Origin of the sequence: Seongchinamella sediminis (genome assembly GCF_003457605.1) — a bacterium.
GTDB classification, from domain to species: domain Bacteria; phylum Pseudomonadota; class Gammaproteobacteria; order Pseudomonadales; family Halieaceae; genus Halioglobus; species Halioglobus sediminis.
This window is the reverse complement of sequence record NZ_QRAN01000005.1, coordinates 51,332-70,042: the sequence shown is the minus strand read 5'-3', so window position 1 is coordinate 70,042 and position 18,711 is coordinate 51,332. Positions and strand designations below refer to the sequence as shown.

Annotated in this window: 14 protein-coding genes; 5 read left to right on the top strand and 9 right to left on the bottom strand. The window is 60.9% G+C overall.

Annotated elements, in window-relative coordinates; all coding sequences use genetic code 11:
* Positions 1-111: 111 nt before the first annotated feature.
* The 3 genes from DWB85_RS06170 (at position 112) to DWB85_RS06160 (ending at position 5,563) form a co-directional block, all read left to right on the top strand.
* On the top strand, positions 112-657 hold the full coding sequence (locus DWB85_RS06170) for a DUF3833 domain-containing protein (RefSeq protein ID WP_117953499.1): 546 nt from the start codon (positions 112-114) through the stop codon (positions 655-657).
* A gap of 94 nt (positions 658-751) precedes the next feature.
* On the top strand, positions 752-2,281 hold the full coding sequence (locus tag DWB85_RS06165; protein ID WP_117953340.1) for an AbgT family transporter: 1,530 nt from the start codon (positions 752-754) through the stop codon (positions 2,279-2,281).
* 30 nt (positions 2,282-2,311) lie between these two features.
* On the top strand, positions 2,312-5,563 hold the full coding sequence (locus tag DWB85_RS06160) for an amidohydrolase family protein (RefSeq protein WP_117953339.1): 3,252 nt from the start codon (positions 2,312-2,314) through the stop codon (positions 5,561-5,563).
* 27 nt (positions 5,564-5,590) lie between these two features.
* On the opposite strand, the gene DWB85_RS06155 is transcribed toward DWB85_RS06160, so the two are convergent.
* The 4 genes from DWB85_RS06155 to DWB85_RS06140 all read right to left on the bottom strand — a co-directional run bounded on the left by DWB85_RS06155 (position 5,591) and on the right by DWB85_RS06140 (position 12,016).
* Positions 5,591-9,163, bottom strand: coding sequence for a S8 family serine peptidase (locus DWB85_RS06155; RefSeq protein WP_117953338.1), 3,573 nt, complete (start codon positions 9,161-9,163; stop codon positions 5,591-5,593).
* 155 nt (positions 9,164-9,318) lie between these two features.
* On the bottom strand, positions 9,319-10,032 hold the full coding sequence (locus DWB85_RS06150) for a YebC/PmpR family DNA-binding transcriptional regulator (RefSeq protein WP_117953337.1): 714 nt from the start codon (positions 10,030-10,032) through the stop codon (positions 9,319-9,321).
* 70 nt (positions 10,033-10,102) lie between these two features.
* Entirely contained in the window at positions 10,103-11,464 is a 1,362-nt protein-coding gene (locus DWB85_RS06145; protein WP_117953336.1) for a wax ester/triacylglycerol synthase family O-acyltransferase, read from the bottom strand.
* 207 nt (positions 11,465-11,671) lie between these two features.
* A complete protein-coding gene (locus DWB85_RS06140) occupies positions 11,672-12,016 on the bottom strand; it encodes a nitroreductase/quinone reductase family protein (RefSeq protein ID WP_239017233.1) in 345 nt (114 codons plus the stop codon).
* Positions 12,017-12,159: 143 nt separating this feature from the next.
* Between DWB85_RS06140 and DWB85_RS06135 the strand changes: the two genes are divergently transcribed.
* Entirely contained in the window at positions 12,160-12,828 is a 669-nt protein-coding gene (locus DWB85_RS06135; protein WP_162846032.1) for a flavin reductase family protein, read from the top strand.
* Between the two features lie 53 nt (positions 12,829-12,881).
* Here the strand turns inward: DWB85_RS06135 and msrA are convergent, their stop codons facing one another.
* From msrA to glmS, 5 genes are all read right to left on the bottom strand, one after another.
* Entirely contained in the window at positions 12,882-13,460 is a 579-nt protein-coding gene (gene msrA / locus DWB85_RS06130; protein ID WP_117953335.1) for a peptide-methionine (S)-S-oxide reductase MsrA, read from the bottom strand.
* Between the two features lie 72 nt (positions 13,461-13,532).
* Complete coding sequence (locus DWB85_RS06125; RefSeq protein WP_117953334.1) at positions 13,533-15,101, bottom strand: AMP-binding protein; 1,569 nt, start codon at positions 15,099-15,101, stop codon at positions 13,533-13,535.
* 3 nt (positions 15,102-15,104) lie between these two features.
* On the bottom strand, positions 15,105-16,292 hold the full coding sequence (locus DWB85_RS06120) for a glutamate mutase L (protein ID WP_117953333.1): 1,188 nt from the start codon (positions 16,290-16,292) through the stop codon (positions 15,105-15,107).
* Positions 16,289-17,653, bottom strand: coding sequence for a methylaspartate mutase (locus DWB85_RS06115; RefSeq protein ID WP_117953332.1), 1,365 nt, complete (start codon positions 17,651-17,653; stop codon positions 16,289-16,291). The genes DWB85_RS06120 and DWB85_RS06115 overlap by 4 nt, the downstream gene beginning before the upstream one ends.
* A complete protein-coding gene (glmS, locus tag DWB85_RS06110; protein ID WP_117953331.1) occupies positions 17,650-18,063 on the bottom strand; it encodes a methylaspartate mutase subunit S in 414 nt (137 codons plus the stop codon). The genes DWB85_RS06115 and glmS overlap by 4 nt, the downstream gene beginning before the upstream one ends.
* A gap of 138 nt (positions 18,064-18,201) precedes the next feature.
* Here glmS and rraA point away from each other — a divergent pair, with 138 nt between their 5' ends.
* Positions 18,202-18,681, top strand: a complete 480-nt coding sequence (rraA, locus tag DWB85_RS06105) for a ribonuclease E activity regulator RraA (protein WP_117953330.1) — start codon at positions 18,202-18,204, stop codon at positions 18,679-18,681.
* Positions 18,682-18,711 lie beyond the last annotated feature (30 nt).

The following is an 18,711-nucleotide window of genomic DNA, read 5'->3' as shown; positions in this document are numbered from 1 at the left end:
GAGAAATCCATGTTCAGCATAATCACCTCCAGTGCCTGGCTCTGCGCTCCGCAGGATCCCATTGATCGGATTCTGTCCACAATCCGTAGCCATTGTAAACGGGAGATCGCCATGATTCGTACACTGCTCACTGCCACCGGCCTGCTCGTCCTTGCCGCCTGCTCCCAGGTGCAGGTCAGCGACTATGCCGGGATGCAACCCGAACTCAGGGTGGAGGAGTTCTTCACCGGCCCCTTGAGCGCTCACGGTGTGGTCAAAAACCGCGCCGGCAAGGTGATTCGCACCTTCAATGCGACCATTGATGCCCGCTGGGAAGACGGTATCGGCACCCTGGACGAGGATTTTGTGTTCAACGACGGGGAACAGCAGAAGCGCATCTGGACGCTCAGGCCGCAAGCAGACGGCACTTATGCAGGCACCGCGGGCGATGTTACCGGCGAGGGTGTCCTGCGGCAGGCGGGCAACAGTATCTTCCTCGACTATGTGCTCCAGGTACCCTACCGGGACAGCGTAATTGAGGTCACCGTGGACGACCGCATGTACCTGCTGACTCCGGACATCCTGATCAACGAATCAAAACTGAAGAAATTCGGCTTCCAGGTCGGCGAACTGCTGCTGGTAATCAAGCACGGGAAAGCAAGTTCGGCGCTGAATTAGCCGCGCATACATTGTTCCCTCTCCAGCAGCGCATTACACTGCCTCTTTGGATAAAGCGCCAGCCGGCGCTCCAGCGACTCGACAGGGGTAGGATATGTCACAACAACAGGCCGGCTTTGGTCAGCGCGCCCTCGCCACCGTAGAGCGGGTGGGCAACAAGCTGCCCGATCCGACGCTGCTGTTTATCGCCCTGCTGTTTATCGTCTGGATCCTCTCCTGGCTGCTGTCCTACGGCGACTGGGGGCTGACCGACCCGCGCAACGGCGAACCGCTGGCCGTGGTCAACCAGCTCTCCGGCGACTCCATGGTGCTGTTCTTCTCTTCCATGGTCACAACCTTCGCCCACTTTCACCCCATCGGCGTGGTACTGGTGGCCATGCTGGGCATTGGCGTTGCCGAACATACCGGCTTTATCAACTCTGGACTGCGCGCCATGCTCGGGGTCACAGCGCGCTGGTTGCTCACCCCCATGCTGATCCTGGTGGGCATCGTCAGCCACACCGCCGCAGATGCGGGCTACGTGCTGGTGATCCCGCTGGGCGGGGTAATTTTCTACGCCGCCGGGCGCCATCCGCTGGCGGGCATTGCCGCCGCCTTCGCCGGCGTTTCCGGCGGTTTCTCCGCCAATTTCATTCCCTCGGCCATCGACCCGATGCTGCAGGGCATCTCCCAGTCCGGGGCGCAGATCATGGACCCGGACATTACCCTGAACCCGCTCAACAACTACTTTTTCACCGCCTCCTCGTCGCTACTGATTGTCCTGCTGGGCTGGTTTATCACCGACAAGGTGGTTGAGCCACGGCTGCAGTCCACCCGGCTCGACGACAACCTCGAAGACCTGCCCAGCATGGAGGACCTGGCCGATAACGAAAGGCGCGGGCTGCGGGCAGCACTTGTCGCCATGTTGATCGCTATCGCGCTACTGGTGGCAAGTGCCTGGCCGGAGACGTCCCCGTGGCGTGGCCAGGGCGGCTCGCTCACCGAACTGGGGGCGCCATTGATGGGCTCCATCGTGCCGCTGATCTTCGTGCTGTTCCTGCTGCCCGGGGTGGTATACGGCTATGTGGCAGGCACGGTACACAGCGCAAAGGACATCATCGACGGTATGAGCAAATCCATGCAGACCATGGCTTACTACCTGGTGATCATGTTCTTCATAGCCCAGTTTATCTTTGCCTTTTCCCAGTCCAACCTGGGGGTGCTGCTGGCGCTCAAGGGCGCGGCGGCATTGAAGGCGGCAGGACTGCCCAGCGCCCTGACCATCGTTGGCATTATCCTGCTGACCGGCCTGCTCAACCTGTTTGTCGGCTCCGCCTCCGCCAAGTGGGCCCTGCTGGCACCCATTTTTGTGCCCATGCTGATGGAACTGGGCATCTCGCCGGACCTGACCCAGGCTGCCTACCGGGTGGGCGATTCCACCACCAACATCATTACCCCGCTGATGCCCTACTTCCCGCTGGTGGTGGTGTACTGCCAGCGCTATATCAGGCATACCGGCATCGGCACGGTAACGGCGATGATGCTGCCCTACTCGCTCAGCTTCCTCGCCCTGTGGACCCTGTTCCTGCTTGGCTACTGGGCGCTGGGCATACCCCTCGGGCTGCAGGCCAACTACAGCTACTGACCCGCCATACCCTGGATACCGGAGTACTTCATGAAGGATAAGCTCGTCATTTCGCTTTGCACTGCCGCCCTGGTGGCAGCCGCGCCCCTGGCTGTCGCCGCTGGCAGCGGGGACAAGGGCTGGGACGTGAACAGGCCGGACTTCAGCGCCCAGCCCGGCAGCGTTCGCGTCGACGTCACCGAGGGCACCTGGATGAGCCTGGATGTGTCACCGGACGGCAGCACCATTGCCTTTGACCTGCTGGGTGACATTTACACCCTGCCCATTACCGGCGGCGAGGCCAGCCCGGTAACCAGCGGACTGGCCTGGGACATCCAGCCCCGCTTCAGTCCCGACGGCAGTGAGCTCGCCTTTATCTCCGACCGCGCCGGCGGCGACAATGTGTGGCTGCTGGACCTGGCCAGCGGCGAACCCCGCCAGCTCACCTTCGAGCGTTTCCGCCTGCTCAACAATCCCAGCTGGAGCCCGGACGGCCAGTTTATTGCCGCCCGCAAGCATTACACCACCTCCCGTTCGCTGGGTACCGGCGAAATCTGGCTCTACCATGTGGACGGCGGTGAGCAGCAGACCGGCCAGCGCGTGGTGGAACGTCCCAGCGAGACCTTCCAGAAGGAACAGGGGGAGCCCATGTTCACTGCCGATGGCAGCGGCATTTATTTCACCCGCAACGTGACCCCCGGCGACACCTTCATCTACCACCAGGACAGCAATACGGAACTGTTCCAGATCCGCCGGGTGAACCTGGCGGACGGCAGTATTGATACCGTGGCCGGCGGTCCCGGCGGCGCCGTGCGACCCACCCCCTCCCCGGATGGCAAGCAGCTGGCCTACGTCAAGCGGGTGCGCGCCCGCTCGCGACTGTTCGTGATGGACCTCGCCAGCGGCGAGGAGCGGATGCTGTTCGACGCCCTGGACCTGGATATGCAGGAGACCTGGGCAGTGCACGGCCTGTACCCGAACATGGACTGGACCCCCGACAGCCGGCACCTGGTGTTCTGGGCCCAGGGCAAAATCTGGAAGATTGCAGCCGCCGGGGGAGAGCCTGAGGAAATCCCCTTCCGGGTGCAGGATAGCCGCGAGCTCTATCCGCCGATCCAGTTCCCGGTGGAGGTGGCACCGGACGAGTTCAACACGCGCATGGTGCGCTTTGCCCGGCGCTCACCGGATGGCGCGGCGGTGGTGTTCGAATCCCTGGGTGAGCTGTATATCAAACGCGGCGACCGCGCCCCGCAGCCCCTGGACAGCGACAGCGGAGACGGTTTCGACTATTCACCGGTCTGGAGCCCGGACGGCAAGCACGTTTACTTCCTGCGCTGGCAGGACCGCAACCTGACCAGCGTCCGGCGGGTCAGCGCCAGAGGGGGCAGGTCAAAGGGCCTGCCGGTGCCTGCGGGGCAGTATAGCGAGCTGGCGATTGCCGCCAGTGGCGAGGAACTGCTGCTGCGCAAGCTCGCCGCCAATGCCCTGCTCGGCCGCAAACACGCCATCCAGCCGGGCATTTACCTGCACCATATCGGCCGGGAAAGCACCCGTTTCGTCAGCCAGCGCGGGCAACAGCCGCACTTCGGCCCGGATGGTCGCATCTACGCCCACGAACGGGCGGAGTCTGCCACCGGTCGCGGCAGCCAGACCGCAAAAACCCTGCTGATTTCCATGACCCGCGAGGGCAATGACGTCCGCGAGGTGGCGCAATCAGAGCTGGCCACCAGTATCCAGCTGTCACCTGACGGTAAGCACATCGCCTTTACCGATAGCCACCAGGTTTATCTGCTGCCGGTCATCAGCACCGGCTCGCCGCTGATCCTCGACGGTGAAAGTGCGGGCTTTAAAACGGCGTTCCCGAAAAAACGCCTGTCCGACATCGGCGGCACCTTTATGCACTGGTCGGCCGACGGCAACAGCGTCAGCTGGTCCACCGGCCCGGTGCTGAAAACCGTAAGCGTGGCAGCGGCAATGCAGGCCGGTGACGCCCCGGAGCGGCTGGTAAGCGATCTGTCCATGCCGGTAGAGGCAGACATTCCCGAATCCAGCATTGCCCTGACCAACGCCCGTATCATTACCATGAACGCCGCACGCGAGGTTATCGACAAGGGCACGATCCTTGTCCGCGGCAACCGCATCGAGCAGTTGGGCAATGCCGCCGATATCGTCATTCCGGACAACTACCGGGTGGTGGACCTGAGCGGCAAGACCATCACCCCGGGATTTGTCGATATCCACGCCCACGGTCCCTACGGCCAGGGCGAGATCATCCCCCAGCAGAACTGGGACCTGCTGGCGCACCTGGCACTGGGCGTGACCACCGTACACAATCCTGCCAGCAAGGCGACCCAGGCCTTCGCCGCCGCCGAATACCTGCGGGCCGGCAAGATCCTCGGGCCGCGGATCTTTTCCACCGGGGAAACCATCTACGGCGCCAGGAGCACCGGCCTGTCACCGGTCGACAGCCTGGACGATGCGCTGGGCCATGTCCGCCGGCTGAAGGCGCAGGGGGCGATTACCGTGAAGAATTACAACCAGCCGCGGCGGGAGCAGCGCCAGCAGATCAATGAGGCCGCCCGCCGCGAGGGCATGATGGCGGTTGCCGAGGGCGGCGCACTTTATCACCAGGACATGAACCTTCTGGCGGACGGTATCACCGGTATTGAGCACAATGTGCCCACGCTGAACATGTACGATGACGTGCACCAGTACTGGCAGCAATCCGGCGCCGGCTACACCCCTACCCTGGTAGTGACCTTCGGCGGCCTAACCTCCGAGGATTACTTCTACCAGCATACCGAGGTATGGAAGCATCCCATCCTGTCGCGCTTCGTACCGCCGACTGTATTGCAGTCACGCGCTGTGCGTCGCCCCATGGCGCCGGAGTCCGACTACCGGGACAACGAGGCGGCCGCGGCGGCGAAAGAATTGCTGGACCTGGGTATTAACGTCAACATTGGCGCCCATGGCCAGCGCGAGGGGCTGGCGGCCCACTGGGAAATGTGGAGCTTCGCCCGCGGCGGGTTCAGCCCGATGGAGGCCCTGGCCACGGCCACCATCAATCCCGCCCGCTACCTGAGCATGGACGCCGACATCGGCTCGCTGGAAGCGCACAAGCTCGCGGACCTGGTCATCCTCGACCGCAATCCGCTGGAAGACATCCGCAACTCGGACCAGATCAGCCACATCATGGCCAATGGCCGCCTGTATGAAGCAGCAACGCTACGCCAGGTGCATACCGGTGACAGCGAACTCGCGCCCTTTTACTGGCAGGGTACGCCGCGGAGCGGGATTTTCTAACGCTTAACCCTGGCTAACAGCGCCTGTTCAGGGCTGGAACAGTTCGATGCTGGTCTCGCCGCCAGTGTCGAAGTCCAGGCCGTCTGCACTGATTGCGGTCACCGTGAACACCACGCTGGCAGCATCCTGTTTGCTGCCTTTACTGACATCGCACTGCCCCGCGGCGTTGGTAACACAGCTGCCACCGCCCCTGGCACCGGCACTCCAGTCGCCGCTGACGCTGGCACCTGCAACCGCATTGGCCAGATCGTCCCGCACGGTGATTCTGGCGATAGCTGTCCAGCGACGGTCTCCGCCTGTGCTGATGTCTTCCAGCTGATCCACACGCACGGTGCTGGCAGCCGGTGGATTACCCACGGTAATCGTGACGCTCTGGCTTGCGCTCTCGCCGCCGCTGTCGCTCACCGCAGCGGTAACGGTGTGCACACCCTCCTCGAACTGCTGTGATGCCAGCGGCCCGGTGGCGATGACCTGACCGGCAGAGGTCCAGCTGATTGCGGCGTCAAGGTTGCCATCTTCGGCATCAGTTGCGCTCGCCTGCAGAGGCACCTCGGCCCCCAGGGCAAACTGCTGTCCCTCCGCGGGTAGCAAAATGCTGAGCGCCGGCGGCGTATTCGCAGCTGGGGGTGGCGCGTCTTTTGGCACCAGGATCGCAGTGCCATCGCTGTCGCCGTCGGCATCGGTGTTAGCCGCCGAATCGTAAGCAAGGCTGGCATGGGTAATACTGGCTACCGTAAAGGTGACGCTGGCCACGCCCGACTTGAGGTTACTCTTGCTGAAGGCCGCCCAGCCTGAATTGTCGGTATTCCCGGTGTCGCTGCCGTTGGCGCCATTACTCCACTGCCCGGTGACGGCAGCTGAGGCTACCGGATTACCTTCATCGTCCACCACCTGCACCTGCACATTGGCCCGCCAGCGATTACGCGCCATGGCTTCCGCATTCATTTCCAGGTCCGCCACATGCATGGGGGTCGGCCCTGGGGGCGGTGGTGTACTGCCCGATTCGGTAGTGAAGTTCCACACTACACCGGTGGTGGTACCCGACTCGTTCACTTCATCCACACGCCAGAAATAGGTCGTGGCATTGGCAAGCGTGCCGGGGCTGAACTGGGTACCAGTCTGGTTGCCCTGGAAATCGGGGTTCTGCAACTCGAGACTGGTGCCGAAGTACACGTTATGGCTGTCGGCGTTGGGTGCGGATATCCAGCTGAGTACCGGTGTTGTGCCAATGCCCACTGCACCGCTGGCAGGCATCGGCATATCGGCCTGACCCGGCAGTTCCAGGGGTGGAGGCGGATCGCCGCCAATGGAACCGCCGCCGAAGACCTCGACCTCGACATCGTCGACCTGCCAGTTCCAGCCAGTGTTGTTGTTCCAGTTACTGGTGAAGTGGAAACGTATTCGCGCATCTGCCTCGCCGGCGATCTTGTTACTGAGGTCGAGCACGTAACTGGAAGGGAAATGGTTGGAGGTACTGAAGCTCTGGGCATGGCTCCAGTTAATGCCGCCATCTGAACTGGTATATACGCTGATCGACTCCAGTCCATCAGTGTAAGAGTAGTGGCTGTTAAAGCGGAAGGTCACCGACTCGCTCTCGCTCAGGTCCAGCGCAGGTAACACCAGTGAACTGATACTGTTATTGGTGCCGTTGTTGCGCAGCATGGCAAACCCGCCGCTGCCCCCGGTCTTGTTATCGAAATCGCCACTGCCATCCAGATGGAAAGTCCAGGGGACCCCCATCTGGGTATCCAGGGTCCACCCCGCAGGTTGCGTACCGGCGTCAAAGTGTTCGTCGACGATTAAACCTGAAGACACCGGAGCAGGTGGCAGTACCGACACGATCAGCGAGTAATCCTGGCTGCCGCCCTGCAGGCTGAACTTGTGGCTGACCTGAGCGGTGTAATTGCCGGCGCCGGCAACAAATTCGACCATCTCCACGTTGTCGCGGGTATTGTCACCGCGGGTCGCAGCCGCTGCCGGCGCCAGCGGGTTTAACACCCAGGGCTGATGGGTGTTGCCATTGCCCAGCACTCTCAGGTCCAGGTCATTGACCAGCATGGCATCGGCGGGGTCCAGCGCCGGCGCAGCCGGTGTGCCGGCGGGGTCATTCCACACCAGGGTCACCCGCACCCGGGCGCCCTCCTCGCTTACCGTGAAATTGACGGTGTCGGCAGGCGCGGGATCGTTACGCGTTGCTTCCACCACCAGGTGGTCGCCGTTGCCATTGTCGCTGATGACCTCCGCCGCCTTACGGCTGTTCATCAACCCCCAGCCGTACTCGTAATCCGGGCCATCTGCCGCCCCAGCCTCGTCCGCCGAATGTATGGCCAGTGCCTTGAGCGTGGCCGCGCGCATAAACTGGTTGACCCCGTGCAGGTTTTCCCAGTGCTCCTGCAACAGTAGCAGGGAGCCGGAAACACTGGGCGCCGCCATCGACGTACCGGCTATCACCGCAAAGTAATTCGGCGCACCCCAGGTGGACAGCAATAACCAGCCGTTGGCCACGAGGTCCGGCTTGATTCGGCCATCATCGGTGGGACCAAAGCTGCTGAAGCCGGTCAGCTGCACCGAGGCCGGCCCCTGCAGTGGCAGGTAGCCACCGATCACATCATTGACCGCGCCGACGGTCAGAATATTCTTGGCCACCACCGAACCGGGCAGGCAATCGTAACCGGTTTGCCCGCAGTCAGCCGGCCGCTCCTGGGTGGAGGTACTCAGGGCGATGCCATTCTGGTCGACGATGGTGTAGGTCTCTCCCGGGTCGGGACCAATGTCCCAGCGGTCATTACCCGCGGCCTTGACAATCAGGTAGTGGGGCGCGGCATTGGCTATCTGGTCCAGTGCCTGGGCTTCGCTATCGTAATAACCGAAGTTGGGGTCCTCGTTGTTGGCTGCGCCCCCTATCCACCACCAGTTGTCCGGCTCGGCCTGGCCGTAGGGAATCCATCCGGCGGCGATGCCATAGGAGTGGTTGGAAACCAGCATGCCCGCCGCCGCGGCATCTGCCATCTCGGTGAGGTCATTGTTCCAGTCCCATGCCTGCAGGCTGGCCGCCGGGGCCATACCCCGGGCCTGTGGATACTGGCTGCCACCACTGCCGACCAGGGTACCCGCCACATGGGTCGCGTGATCACTGTGGATCGGGGGTGGGTCTTCGTTCTCGTCCATCTGCTGGGAACGCAGGTAGAGGTCCGGGTGCTCCAGCAACACCCGGCCACTGTCCCACGCTCCCACGGTGAGGCCCTGGCCATCGAGATTCAGGCCACTGCTGCCACCGGGCCACAGCTCGTCCGTGGAGATGGTATCCGCTGCATCAACGTTGTTGCTGATATAGAAAACAGGGCCGTTAGGCCCGAGGCGCTGCAATTCAAGTATTCGGCCGCTGGGGAGTTCCCGGCGCAGGGGAAGGGCGTGTTTGCCGGCCCAGATGCGAGCCTCGGCCTTTTCGGCGATGCTCCTGGCCTGCAATGATTCCCGGATTTGCTCCAGGCGATCCTGGCTGACGCTGGATGGGCCCTTGCTCTGGGCCCAAAGCAAGCCGGACGTGGCCAGGCCAATGGCCAGCACAACTGCGGTTCCCGTGACTGTGGCGCGCATCATTCCCCCTACCTGGTGGTGTCGGGCAAATGCATGGGCTTCACCATATTTGCTATGTTCCTGTTTTTATTGAAAAAACAAGGGCATAATTAGCGGGCGTTACCCAACCAGTATAGGCGGTTTTCAGGCGTTGTCAGGGAAAATCTGGCTTTTAATCCTCAACCGACGTTGTGGTAGACCTTCTGCACGTCCTCCACGTCCTGCAGCATATCCAGGAATTTCTCGAACATGGGCTCGTCCTCGGCGGGAATGGCTGTGGTTTCCCGGGGAATGAACTGGATTTCCTCGACCTCGAAATCGATCTCACCGAAGGCATCGTTAAGCGCCTGGCGGGCCTTGGCAAACTCGGTGTGCGGCGCGAACACGGTGATCTTGCCGTCCTCGCACTCGATGTCCTCGACATCCACATCCGCCAGCATCAGCGCTTCCAGCACGCCCTCCTCGTCGTCGCCGGCAAATACGAAGATCGCGCTGTGGTAGAAGGAATGGCTGACGCTGCCCGGGGTGCCGATCTTGGCCTTGGTCTTGGTGAAGCACTGGCGCACGTCGCCGATGGTACGGTTGGGGTTATCGGTCAGGCAGTCGACTATCACCATGCAGCCGCCGGGGCCAAAGCCCTCGTAGCGCGCCGGGGCGAAGTCCTCGCCGGCAGTGCCCTTGGCTTTATCAATGGCCTTGTCGATCACATGGGCCGGCACCTGGTCTTTCTTGGCGCGCTCGATCGCGGAGCGCAGGTCCAGGTTGCCGTCGGGGTCCACCCCGCCCTGCTTAGCGGTGACATAAATCACCCGCGCATGTTTGCTGTACACCCGGGCCTTCTGGTCCGAGGTCTTGGCCATGGATTCCTTGCGGTTCTGGTAGGCTCTGCCCATGGGTTACTCCTGCAAAAAAAACGCGATTATAGCCGAATTACCGCCATAATTGGCCATACCACGGCGAGCGCTACATGGCCGTCCTGAGCGCCTTGTAACTCTGTTTGAGCAACGGACCGAGGGATTCGACCTCCGGCTGGTCCCGTGGACAACTGGCAATCGCGATGCACAACTTGTTGGCGTGACTGAGTACGGTGATATTCAGGCCCATCGCATCGGTGACGATAGACAGGGGATATATCGACTCCAGTTCCGCGCCTTCCAGGTAGAGTTTCTTCCGGCTACCGGGCACGTTGGAGAAAATGGCGTTGATCGCCGGCCTTACCCGGGTGGCGTTGCCGGTGAGGGTCAGCAGGATGGTTGGCGCCATGATCAAGGCATAGTAGTCCTCCGCCGCGGTGGTGGAGATCCGTGACAGTTCTTCCTTGGCGCTCGAGGTGACCTTGACCACCCGCTGCAGTCGTTTCAGGTCGTCCGCCTCGTTGGTGAAGAAGGGGGCCATAATGTAGCTCAGTTTGTTACCGGCTCCGGCGGCTCCGGTTTTCAGCGATACCGGCATTCCGGCCACCAGTGAACTCCGGGGCAGACCCTTGTGTTCCAGCAGGTAGGCCCTCAGCGCTCCGCCGCAAATGGCCAGCAGCACATCGTTGACCGAACCGCCTGCCTGGTGGGCCATGGACTTGACCGGCCCCAGCGGCAGTTCGCAGAGCACAATGGCCCGGCGGGAATCGAGTTCATTGTTGAACAGGGTCCGCGGGGCGGTGAAGGGCAGGCGCATGGCATCCGCACGCCCGCCGATGGCATCGGCCCCCATGTGCGCCAACAGGCGGGACAGTTCGGGGATGGCCCGGTACTGCCGCAACAGCCCCTTGCGAATAGTACCCAGTTGTCGCAACAGCGAGGAATTCGGGGAGGTGGCGTGGTGGTCTTCCCTGGGGGAAAACTCGAGACGGGCCCGGGGCGAGGTACTGAACATGCCCTGCAGCATTTTCATTGCGCCGACACCATCCATCAGGGCATGGTGCACCTTGCAGTAAATCGCAAACCGGTCCCTGCCCAGCCCCTCCACCACATGTACCTCCCAGAGGGGACGCGAGCGGTCCATGGGGCGTTCATGGGCCCGGGTCGCCAGCGTTACCAGGTCCTGCATGCGGCCCGGCTGCGGCAGCGCATAGTGGAACACATGGCGCTCGGGGATATAGTCATCGTCCTCGACCCAGGCCGCCGCGGACAGGTCATCCGGGTCACGCAATTTGCGGTTGAACACCGGCCACAACTCGTTCAGCCGGCCGCACTTGGCCACCACCCCGCGGATATAATTGCGGGGGGCATTTTCCGGTTTCTTGAGGATCATCAGCCCCGCCACATGAAAAGGGCAGCGGGGCGTGTCCATTTTCAGAAAGCCCAGGTCTTGGGCGCCCAATTTTTCCATTATGCTTACAGCCGAGTTATTGATTTCATGGCTAACCCCGGCAACCGTAACGCTACCGGCACCAATTACATAGCGACTGGATCAATGTTCAGGTCGATTTTGCGCGCCACGTCAGGTTCAGCGCGGCTCCGCCAGAAATACCGGAATGACCCGTGAGGTTTTGGCCTGGTACTCATCGTAGGGCGGATAAGCCTCGACACCGGCGGCTCAGAGCCGGGCTTTTTCCTCCGGGTCAGTCACTTCCCGCGCCCGCATCTCGAACACCTCAGTCCGATCACGCACGGTAATATCGGGATGGGCGCGCAGGTTGTTGACCCAGGCCGGATTGTGCGGCTGGCCACCCATGGAACCGATCAGGACATAAGCGCCATCGACCGCCACCCGCATGACCGGGATCTTGCGTATCGCCCCGCTTTTTGCCCCCTTGTGGGTGACGATAATGCAGGGCATATCGGTCCCTTCCAGCAGGTAGCCTTCGGTGCCGCCGCTGCCCTCGTAAAGCTCCACCTGTTTGCGCACCCAGTCCAGGGTTGGGGGGATATATTCAGCCACTTTATTACCTCTGCTAACAATCTGTCGATGTCGGGACTTCACACTATAGCCGAGTATCCGCAGCACCGCTGCAGGCACCAGGATCTGCCTTATAAACCGCCTGCCAGAGCAATCCATCTCCGCGCCCGGTCCGTACAACCGGCATGGCAAACAACAATCCAGATCGCAAACCGGCAACACTGAAACTGAGCAGTGACAAGCTGCAAGCCATGGCGACCCGGGAGCGGGCCGCCCTGGTCAATTCCCTGTCGGGCTTCAAGTCGGCCAACCTGGTCGGCACCGCCAGCCAGGAGGGGCACTGTAACCTGGCGATAATGAGCTCGGCCGTTCACCTGGGCTCGGACCCGGCCCTGCTCGGGCTGGTCATCCGCCCCGGCGGGGACGAGCGCCATACCCTCGCCAACATACTCGCCAGTGAGTGCTACAGCCTGAACCACGTCAACGCCGACATCGTCGCCCAGGCCCACCAGACCGCTGCCCGCTACTCCCGCGACACCAGTGAGTTCGAGGCAACCGGCCTGACCCCGCAGTGGTGGCCGGAGTTCCCCGCGCCGCTGGTCGCCGAGGCGCAGATAAAAATGGCCATGCGCCTGCGCGAGCATCATCCACTGGAGATCAATGGCACCCACTTCCTGATTGGCGAGATCGTGGCGGTGGAACTGCCGGAGGCCAGCATGGGTGCAGACGGGTCGGTGGACCTTGCGCGCGCCGGCAGCGTCGCCCTGTCAGGGCTGGACCGCTACCACCGGGTGCGTTTGCACAAGCGCATGGCCTACGCCAAACCGGACCTCCCGCCGCGAGAGCTTGGCTAGGCGCTGTACCCGACACGGACCGCTCCTGATCGCGGAGCCGGTGACAGCCGCTGTCAGTGCCCGGCATCCTCGCCCCAGATTTCCTCCACGCGCTGGTCCCGGCCGCAGTTCCAGCGGTAGTACTTGTAGCGCAGGGGGTTCTTGAGATAGTAATCCTGGTGGTACTCCTCCACCGGCCAGAACTTGCCGGCGTCGCGCACCTCGGTGTAGACCTTTTGCCCGGGAAAGCGCGCCTCTACCGCCGCCAGCGACTGTTCCACCAGCGCCCGCTGCTCGGCGGTAGCGGGGAACAGGGCACTGCGATAGCTGAAGCCCTTGTCACAGAACTGGCCCGCGTTATCGAAGGGATCGATACTCACCCAGAACAGGTCCAGCAATTGCTGGTAGCTGATGACCGCGGGATCGTAGGTGACCTTGATCGCCTCGAAATAGCCCTCGTGATTGCCCTTGTAGGTCGGGTTTGGCAGGGTGCCCCCGGTAAAGCCGGAGACCACATCAATCACCCCTTCCCTGTCCTGGTAGTCGGACTCCATGCACCAGAAGCAGCCGCCGGCAAAATAGGCGGTCGCGGTGCCGGCGCTGGCTGACAGGCTGGCCAGCGCAAGCAGGCCGGCAAGCAAGAGTTGACGCATTGTGTTTCCTCCGCAGCTTCCGTACTACAGATAGACCACCGCCGGGGCATTGCGTTCAGTCGTGGCGGCAGTTCAGGCGGTGATTTCCTGCTTCAGGGCATCCTTGTTGACCCGGTTCTTGTCGCTTTGCACCAGCGGCAGGGATTTTTTGTACACAATCCTGCTGGGGATCATGTAGGAGGCCAGGTGCTGTTTCAGCTCGAACAGGATTTCCTCTTCGGGTATCTCGTGGGCGGAGGAGTACACCAGCACGATTTCTTCCTCGATCTGCTCGTTCTCTATGGAGAACACTGCGCTCTGGTCGATCTGCGGCAGGTTCTTGCGCACCACCGACTCGATTTCGAAGGGCGATACCCGGAAGCCGCGGGTCTTGATCATGTCGTCGTGGCGGGAGACAAAGTAAAAGTAGCCCTCCTCGTCCTTGTAGACGTAGTCGCCGGAGGCAACCACAATCTCGTCGGTCAACTGGCCCTCGAGGTCGATCACATCCTTGAGGATTTCTATCGACTTGAAGCGCTGGGCATTCTCTTCCGGCCCGTTCCAGAAGCCCCGGTAGATATAGCCACCGCGGTGAATCAGCTCGCCCACTTCCCGCGGGGCGCACTCCCTGCCCTCCTCGTTGATCACATAAAGTTCCACGTCGGGAATGGGCTTGCCGATAGATTCGGGGCGGATTCTCACCTGTGAGGGATCCAGGTAGGTCGAGCGAAAGGCTTCGGTCAGGCCGTGCATGGAATAAAACTGCGCCCGGGGGAAGGCCCGCGCGCAATCATTGATCATCCGCTCGGTCACATTGCCGCCTGAGGAGGTGATTATGCGCAGTTTGTCGAACAGTTCCGGGCTGGGCAGGCGCTGGCCGGGGTCATCGAACATCTGCGAGATATTCACCGGCATCAACGGCAGTATGGTCACCTCGTCGTCGATCAGGTGATTGAAAAAGTCTTCCGGCAGGATAAAGCGGTGCAGCGCCAGCGTGGCTTTCTTGTACAGGGCGCAGAAAATCTGGTTGAGGCCGTAATCCAGGTTGAACAGCAGGATGCCGGAAATGACGTCGCTCTCTTCCAGCTTGAGGTACTGGGACACCACCCGCGCCGAGTCAATCAGGTTGCGGTGCGAGATGACGATACCCTTGGGGGTACCGGTCAGGCCGAAGGAATAGGTAATCACCGCGTTGTTGTGGCCGCTGATATCGCAGCTGTATGGCTTGTTGTAGTACTTGTAGATTTCCTCAAAGGAATCCACGTCCTTGCCGGCGCTTTCGTAGGAGATCACCTTGCCGTCGAACGCGATTTCCTCGATGCTTTCCAGCTTGATGCGGTCGGTGATGATACAGCGCACGCCGCAATCATTAATAATGTACTCCACCTGCTCCGGCTTCAGCAGCCGGGTCAGCGGAACCAGCACATAATCGGTGGAGAGTATCGCCAGGATGGCGATGACCTGGTCCATCCCCTTGCTGGAGTACACCCCGATGCGGGCATTTTTGGCCAGGCCCAGTTCGTCCAGGTAGCAGGCCACCTGGTTGACCCGGGTGAACAACTCGCTGTAGCTCATCCGGTTGCCGTTGAAGACCAGGGCCGTCTTGTCACCGTGGCTTTCGACAGCGCCTTCGAGAATTGAGCGGATACAGTTGATCGACATAGCTTACACCTTTGTGCCCAGGGTCCAGATATCATAGTTGCTGTCGAGAACGGCAACCGGATTATGGTCGGAACTCAGGATCTTGCGATAAAAGAACGCGATGATGGTCTGGATTTCCTCAACCGACAGCACCTTGGTGATACCGCCGGTAAGGACAATGGAATTGATGGCCAGCAACTTCAGGCTGATGTAGGACTCGCCATAAGGCGACGTCTTGTACAGCACCAGGAATATGGCCAGCTGCATCAGGATGCGGGTGGCCTTGTCACTGTCCTCATTGTAGATATTTTCGGTTACACCCAGGTGCATCAGCAGTTCGTACGCGAACTCGTTGGACTGGGCGGCGAGCACCAGCGACTGGCGCGACTTGTATACCCCGAGGCGCTTGAACACCAGGCGGTCGTACTCGTTCTCGGTAACGATATTCTCATCCACCAGGTCCTTGGAGTAGTGGATGTCGGTGGTGGCGCCGCCAATATCAAGCAGGATAAAGGGGTTGGCTACCGTCATCCGGCTCTCGATGTGCGGCAGCGCGCGGTTGACGATATACGGGGTGGAAAAAATCTGGTTGGAGGTGATCTGGTAGAGATTCTTGATGTCCTCCTTGCCCTCGATATCCTGCTGGTAGAGATTGGTCAGGTACTCTTTCAGGTGCTCTTCCACAATGTGCAGGCGGTCGTCGATGATATTCGGCAGCACCACCAGCTGCTCGACTTTTTCCTCGACCTGCGCCGCATCCTGCGCCGACCCCACGAAGACGATATTGGAATAGCGTAACTGCGCCAGATAGCGGTACAGGGCCGCGGAAAACAGGCCGCGGTGGGAATCAACGCCGCCGACAATAATCACCACATCGATCAGGTCACTGGGAATGGAGTAGTCCCCGATATCCTGGAACAGGATGGTATCGATGATGTTGATGCCGGCATTGAAGGCGATATTGGTGGCGTACTTGAGGGAAAACGACCGGGTCACGCCAATAATCAGGGTGCTGAGGCCGCCATTGGCAGAGGAACAGATGTACACATCGTCCTTGCCGAAACGCTCCAGTGTATCACCACACTTGCTGCGCAGGTCATCGAGGATATCGCGGTTGAAGTCGCGGAAATGCTGCTCGATAAGATCCGGCGATGCCAGCTTGATGTAGGTGCTGCCCACATCGATCAACAACCTGTTATCACCGCCGCTCATTGCATAATGCCTATGTCGTGGATTATATCGTTAACGATACTGGTGGTGTCCTTGCTGAGGTCACAGTGAGACCTGTCGTACTCATAGCAACGATCGGGAATGGGCACGTTGCCCCGTTCGATAATGCGGATATTCTTGTTGGCGTCACGGATGGTGATCATTTCATTCTGGTTGATGATGTGCGGTGAAAACGGCACATCGATAACGCCGTTCTTGATCGAATTGAATACCTTGCGCCACAGGGTATCCGCCGGGTCGTTGAACACCGCCTCCATGATCGAGGTCACCTGCAGGGTGAGCATTTCCTCTTCCTCCTCGTCGACCACCTTCGGCAGGCCATTGAGTATACGCAGGCAATACTGGGTGTCGGCGACGGTCTTGGCGTTGGCTTCCCGGGTGGGAATGCCGGTAGCTTCCTGCCGGGTCTTGGTGATGATCTTGTCAGCACCCACCATGGCGGCGATCACCGTGGACAGGTTGATCAACTGGTCGGCGTAATCCTGGTTGGTGGGGAACGCCCCCATCCACTGGTGGTAGACCAGGTTGATGGCCGCATCGGCGCAGTCGGTTTCCGCGGCATAGTGGCGGGCCAGTTTCTTCAGTACCGCCCCGGTAACAATGTCCTGGTTCATCGATCCCTGCTGGGCGAATGACACCGAGAAGGATTTCACCCCCTCCTCCAGCGACAACAGCATCTCCAGCAACTGGATGACAATGGTGATGGCGGGGGGCACCAGGGTCGCGGTGAGCGGGCCGAAGGACTCACGGTTAATCGGCTCGTTGAGCCGGGAATAGTTGGCACATACCCGTTCCACGTACTTCCAGTACAGGAAAGCCTTGTCCAGCGGGAAATTCTTGGAGTACGGCAGCAGGTAGGTGATGGGCCCGCCCTCGATTTCGAAGATACCGGAGGCAATGGCGGTTTCGATCAGCAGGCGGGCGTCCGGGGTACCGTGGCGCAGGCTGACCGGCTTGTCGAAGTGGGTGATCATCTTGCGCGTGGTGCGGTAGCCGTGGGTCACCAGCGGATAGCCGTTAAGCATATCCATGTCGTTTTCTTCACTGAGCCGCAGCATCTTCTTGGCGGTGGCGTAGTCGTTGAGGCGGGTGTTGGAATCGATGGTCAGCGGTAACACGTCCACATTGGCCTTGACGAAGTACTCATACAGGGCATATTGCTGCTGGTAGGTGGGGAAGCCGCCCCGGGGTTGCACCAGCATCTTCTGCCTGCGGGCAAAGTGGTGGGAGATAAACAGTTCCTTGCTGGCATTGCTGACGAATTCGGCGACCTCGGCGAAGTCGAAGCGATCCACGTACTCGTTACTGAGGATGATTTCCCGTTCTTCCTGCAACAGGCTCACGCGGGGTACCTCTGCTCAACCAGCTCCTGCAACATATCCAGGCCGGTGTTGAGGTCAACCTGGTGGCACACCAGATCGAAGCCGTAGTTCTTGTAACGGGCGACAATTTCCTCGCTATCGCCGCTACCCACGACGAGGTTACCGCCTATCATCATGATCACCTCATCCAGGTTCTTGTACTGTGACTTGAGCAGCCGGACCTCACGGCCCCAGCCCTCCGCCTCACCGTTGAGCGAGGAGATCATCAGTACCTCGGCGCCGGTTTCCACCACCGCGTCGAAAAATTCTTCCAGGTGGGTGTTGACCCCCAGGTTGTAAACCTCGTAGCCCCTGGCACGCAGGGAGAGGTCGATCAGTCGGTTGGCGACCACGTGGATATCGTTACCCACTACGCCGGTTACTACCTTCATGTACGTTGCTGCCTGCTTGCCCAGGCGCGTCGGCGGCCCTGCCAACACACCATAAAAGCTAATAGTATCAAAAGTTTATGCCTAACACGGGGTCGTGGTGCTAGAATTCCCCCGCCCTATTGCATGAGAGGATTCCCCATGGCGTTTTTCACCGCCGATATCTGTGATGAACACAGCGACAAGTCCGCCGTACTGGCCCCCGGCTACCGGAATTTCGGCGGCGCGGAAAAATGCCGGGGCGAGATTATCACCATAAAGCTCGACCGGAACAACTCCGACCTGATCAGCCTGTTACGGGATGAAGACGGCAGCGGCAAGGTAGTGGTGGTGGACGTGGACCAGGCTTACTACGCCGTGGTGGGCGAAAACCTGATGAAATTCGCCCACCAGAACCACTACAGCGGCATAGTGATCAACGGCTACGTGCGCGACACCCTGCAAATAGAGGACATACCGGTAGCCCTGTTTGCCCTGGGCACCTGCCCCCGCAAGTACATTCCGGTCACAGCCGGGGAGCGGGATGCAGTGCTGGGTTTTGGCGGCGTGGAATTCCGGCCCGGGGATTACCTGTACGCGGACCGGGACGGGGTGATTGTTTGTCCACAGCGGCTGGATTAGCCAGCGGGGCCGGGATAACCGCGGAAGAGC

Coding starts and splice junctions, on each gene's coding strand:
- DWB85_RS06170 (WP_117953499.1), top strand. CDS start 112: ATGATTCGTACACTGCTCACTGCCACCGGCCTGCTCGTCCTTGCCGCC.
- DWB85_RS06165 (WP_117953340.1), top strand. CDS start 752: ATGTCACAACAACAGGCCGGCTTTGGTCAGCGCGCCCTCGCCACCGTA.
- DWB85_RS06160 (WP_117953339.1), top strand. CDS start 2,312: ATGAAGGATAAGCTCGTCATTTCGCTTTGCACTGCCGCCCTGGTGGCA.
- DWB85_RS06155 (WP_117953338.1), bottom strand. CDS start 9,163: ATGATGCGCGCCACAGTCACGGGAACCGCAGTTGTGCTGGCCATTGGC.
- DWB85_RS06150 (WP_117953337.1), bottom strand. CDS start 10,032: ATGGGCAGAGCCTACCAGAACCGCAAGGAATCCATGGCCAAGACCTCG.
- DWB85_RS06145 (WP_117953336.1), bottom strand. CDS start 11,464: ATGGAAAAATTGGGCGCCCAAGACCTGGGCTTTCTGAAAATGGACACG.
- DWB85_RS06135 (WP_162846032.1), top strand. CDS start 12,160: ATGGCAAACAACAATCCAGATCGCAAACCGGCAACACTGAAACTGAGC.
- msrA (WP_117953335.1), bottom strand. CDS start 13,460: ATGCGTCAACTCTTGCTTGCCGGCCTGCTTGCGCTGGCCAGCCTGTCA.
- DWB85_RS06125 (WP_117953334.1), bottom strand. CDS start 15,101: ATGTCGATCAACTGTATCCGCTCAATTCTCGAAGGCGCTGTCGAAAGC.
- DWB85_RS06120 (WP_117953333.1), bottom strand. CDS start 16,292: ATGAGCGGCGGTGATAACAGGTTGTTGATCGATGTGGGCAGCACCTAC.
- glmS (WP_117953331.1), bottom strand. CDS start 18,063: ATGAAGGTAGTAACCGGCGTAGTGGGTAACGATATCCACGTGGTCGCC.
- rraA (WP_117953330.1), top strand. CDS start 18,202: ATGGCGTTTTTCACCGCCGATATCTGTGATGAACACAGCGACAAGTCC.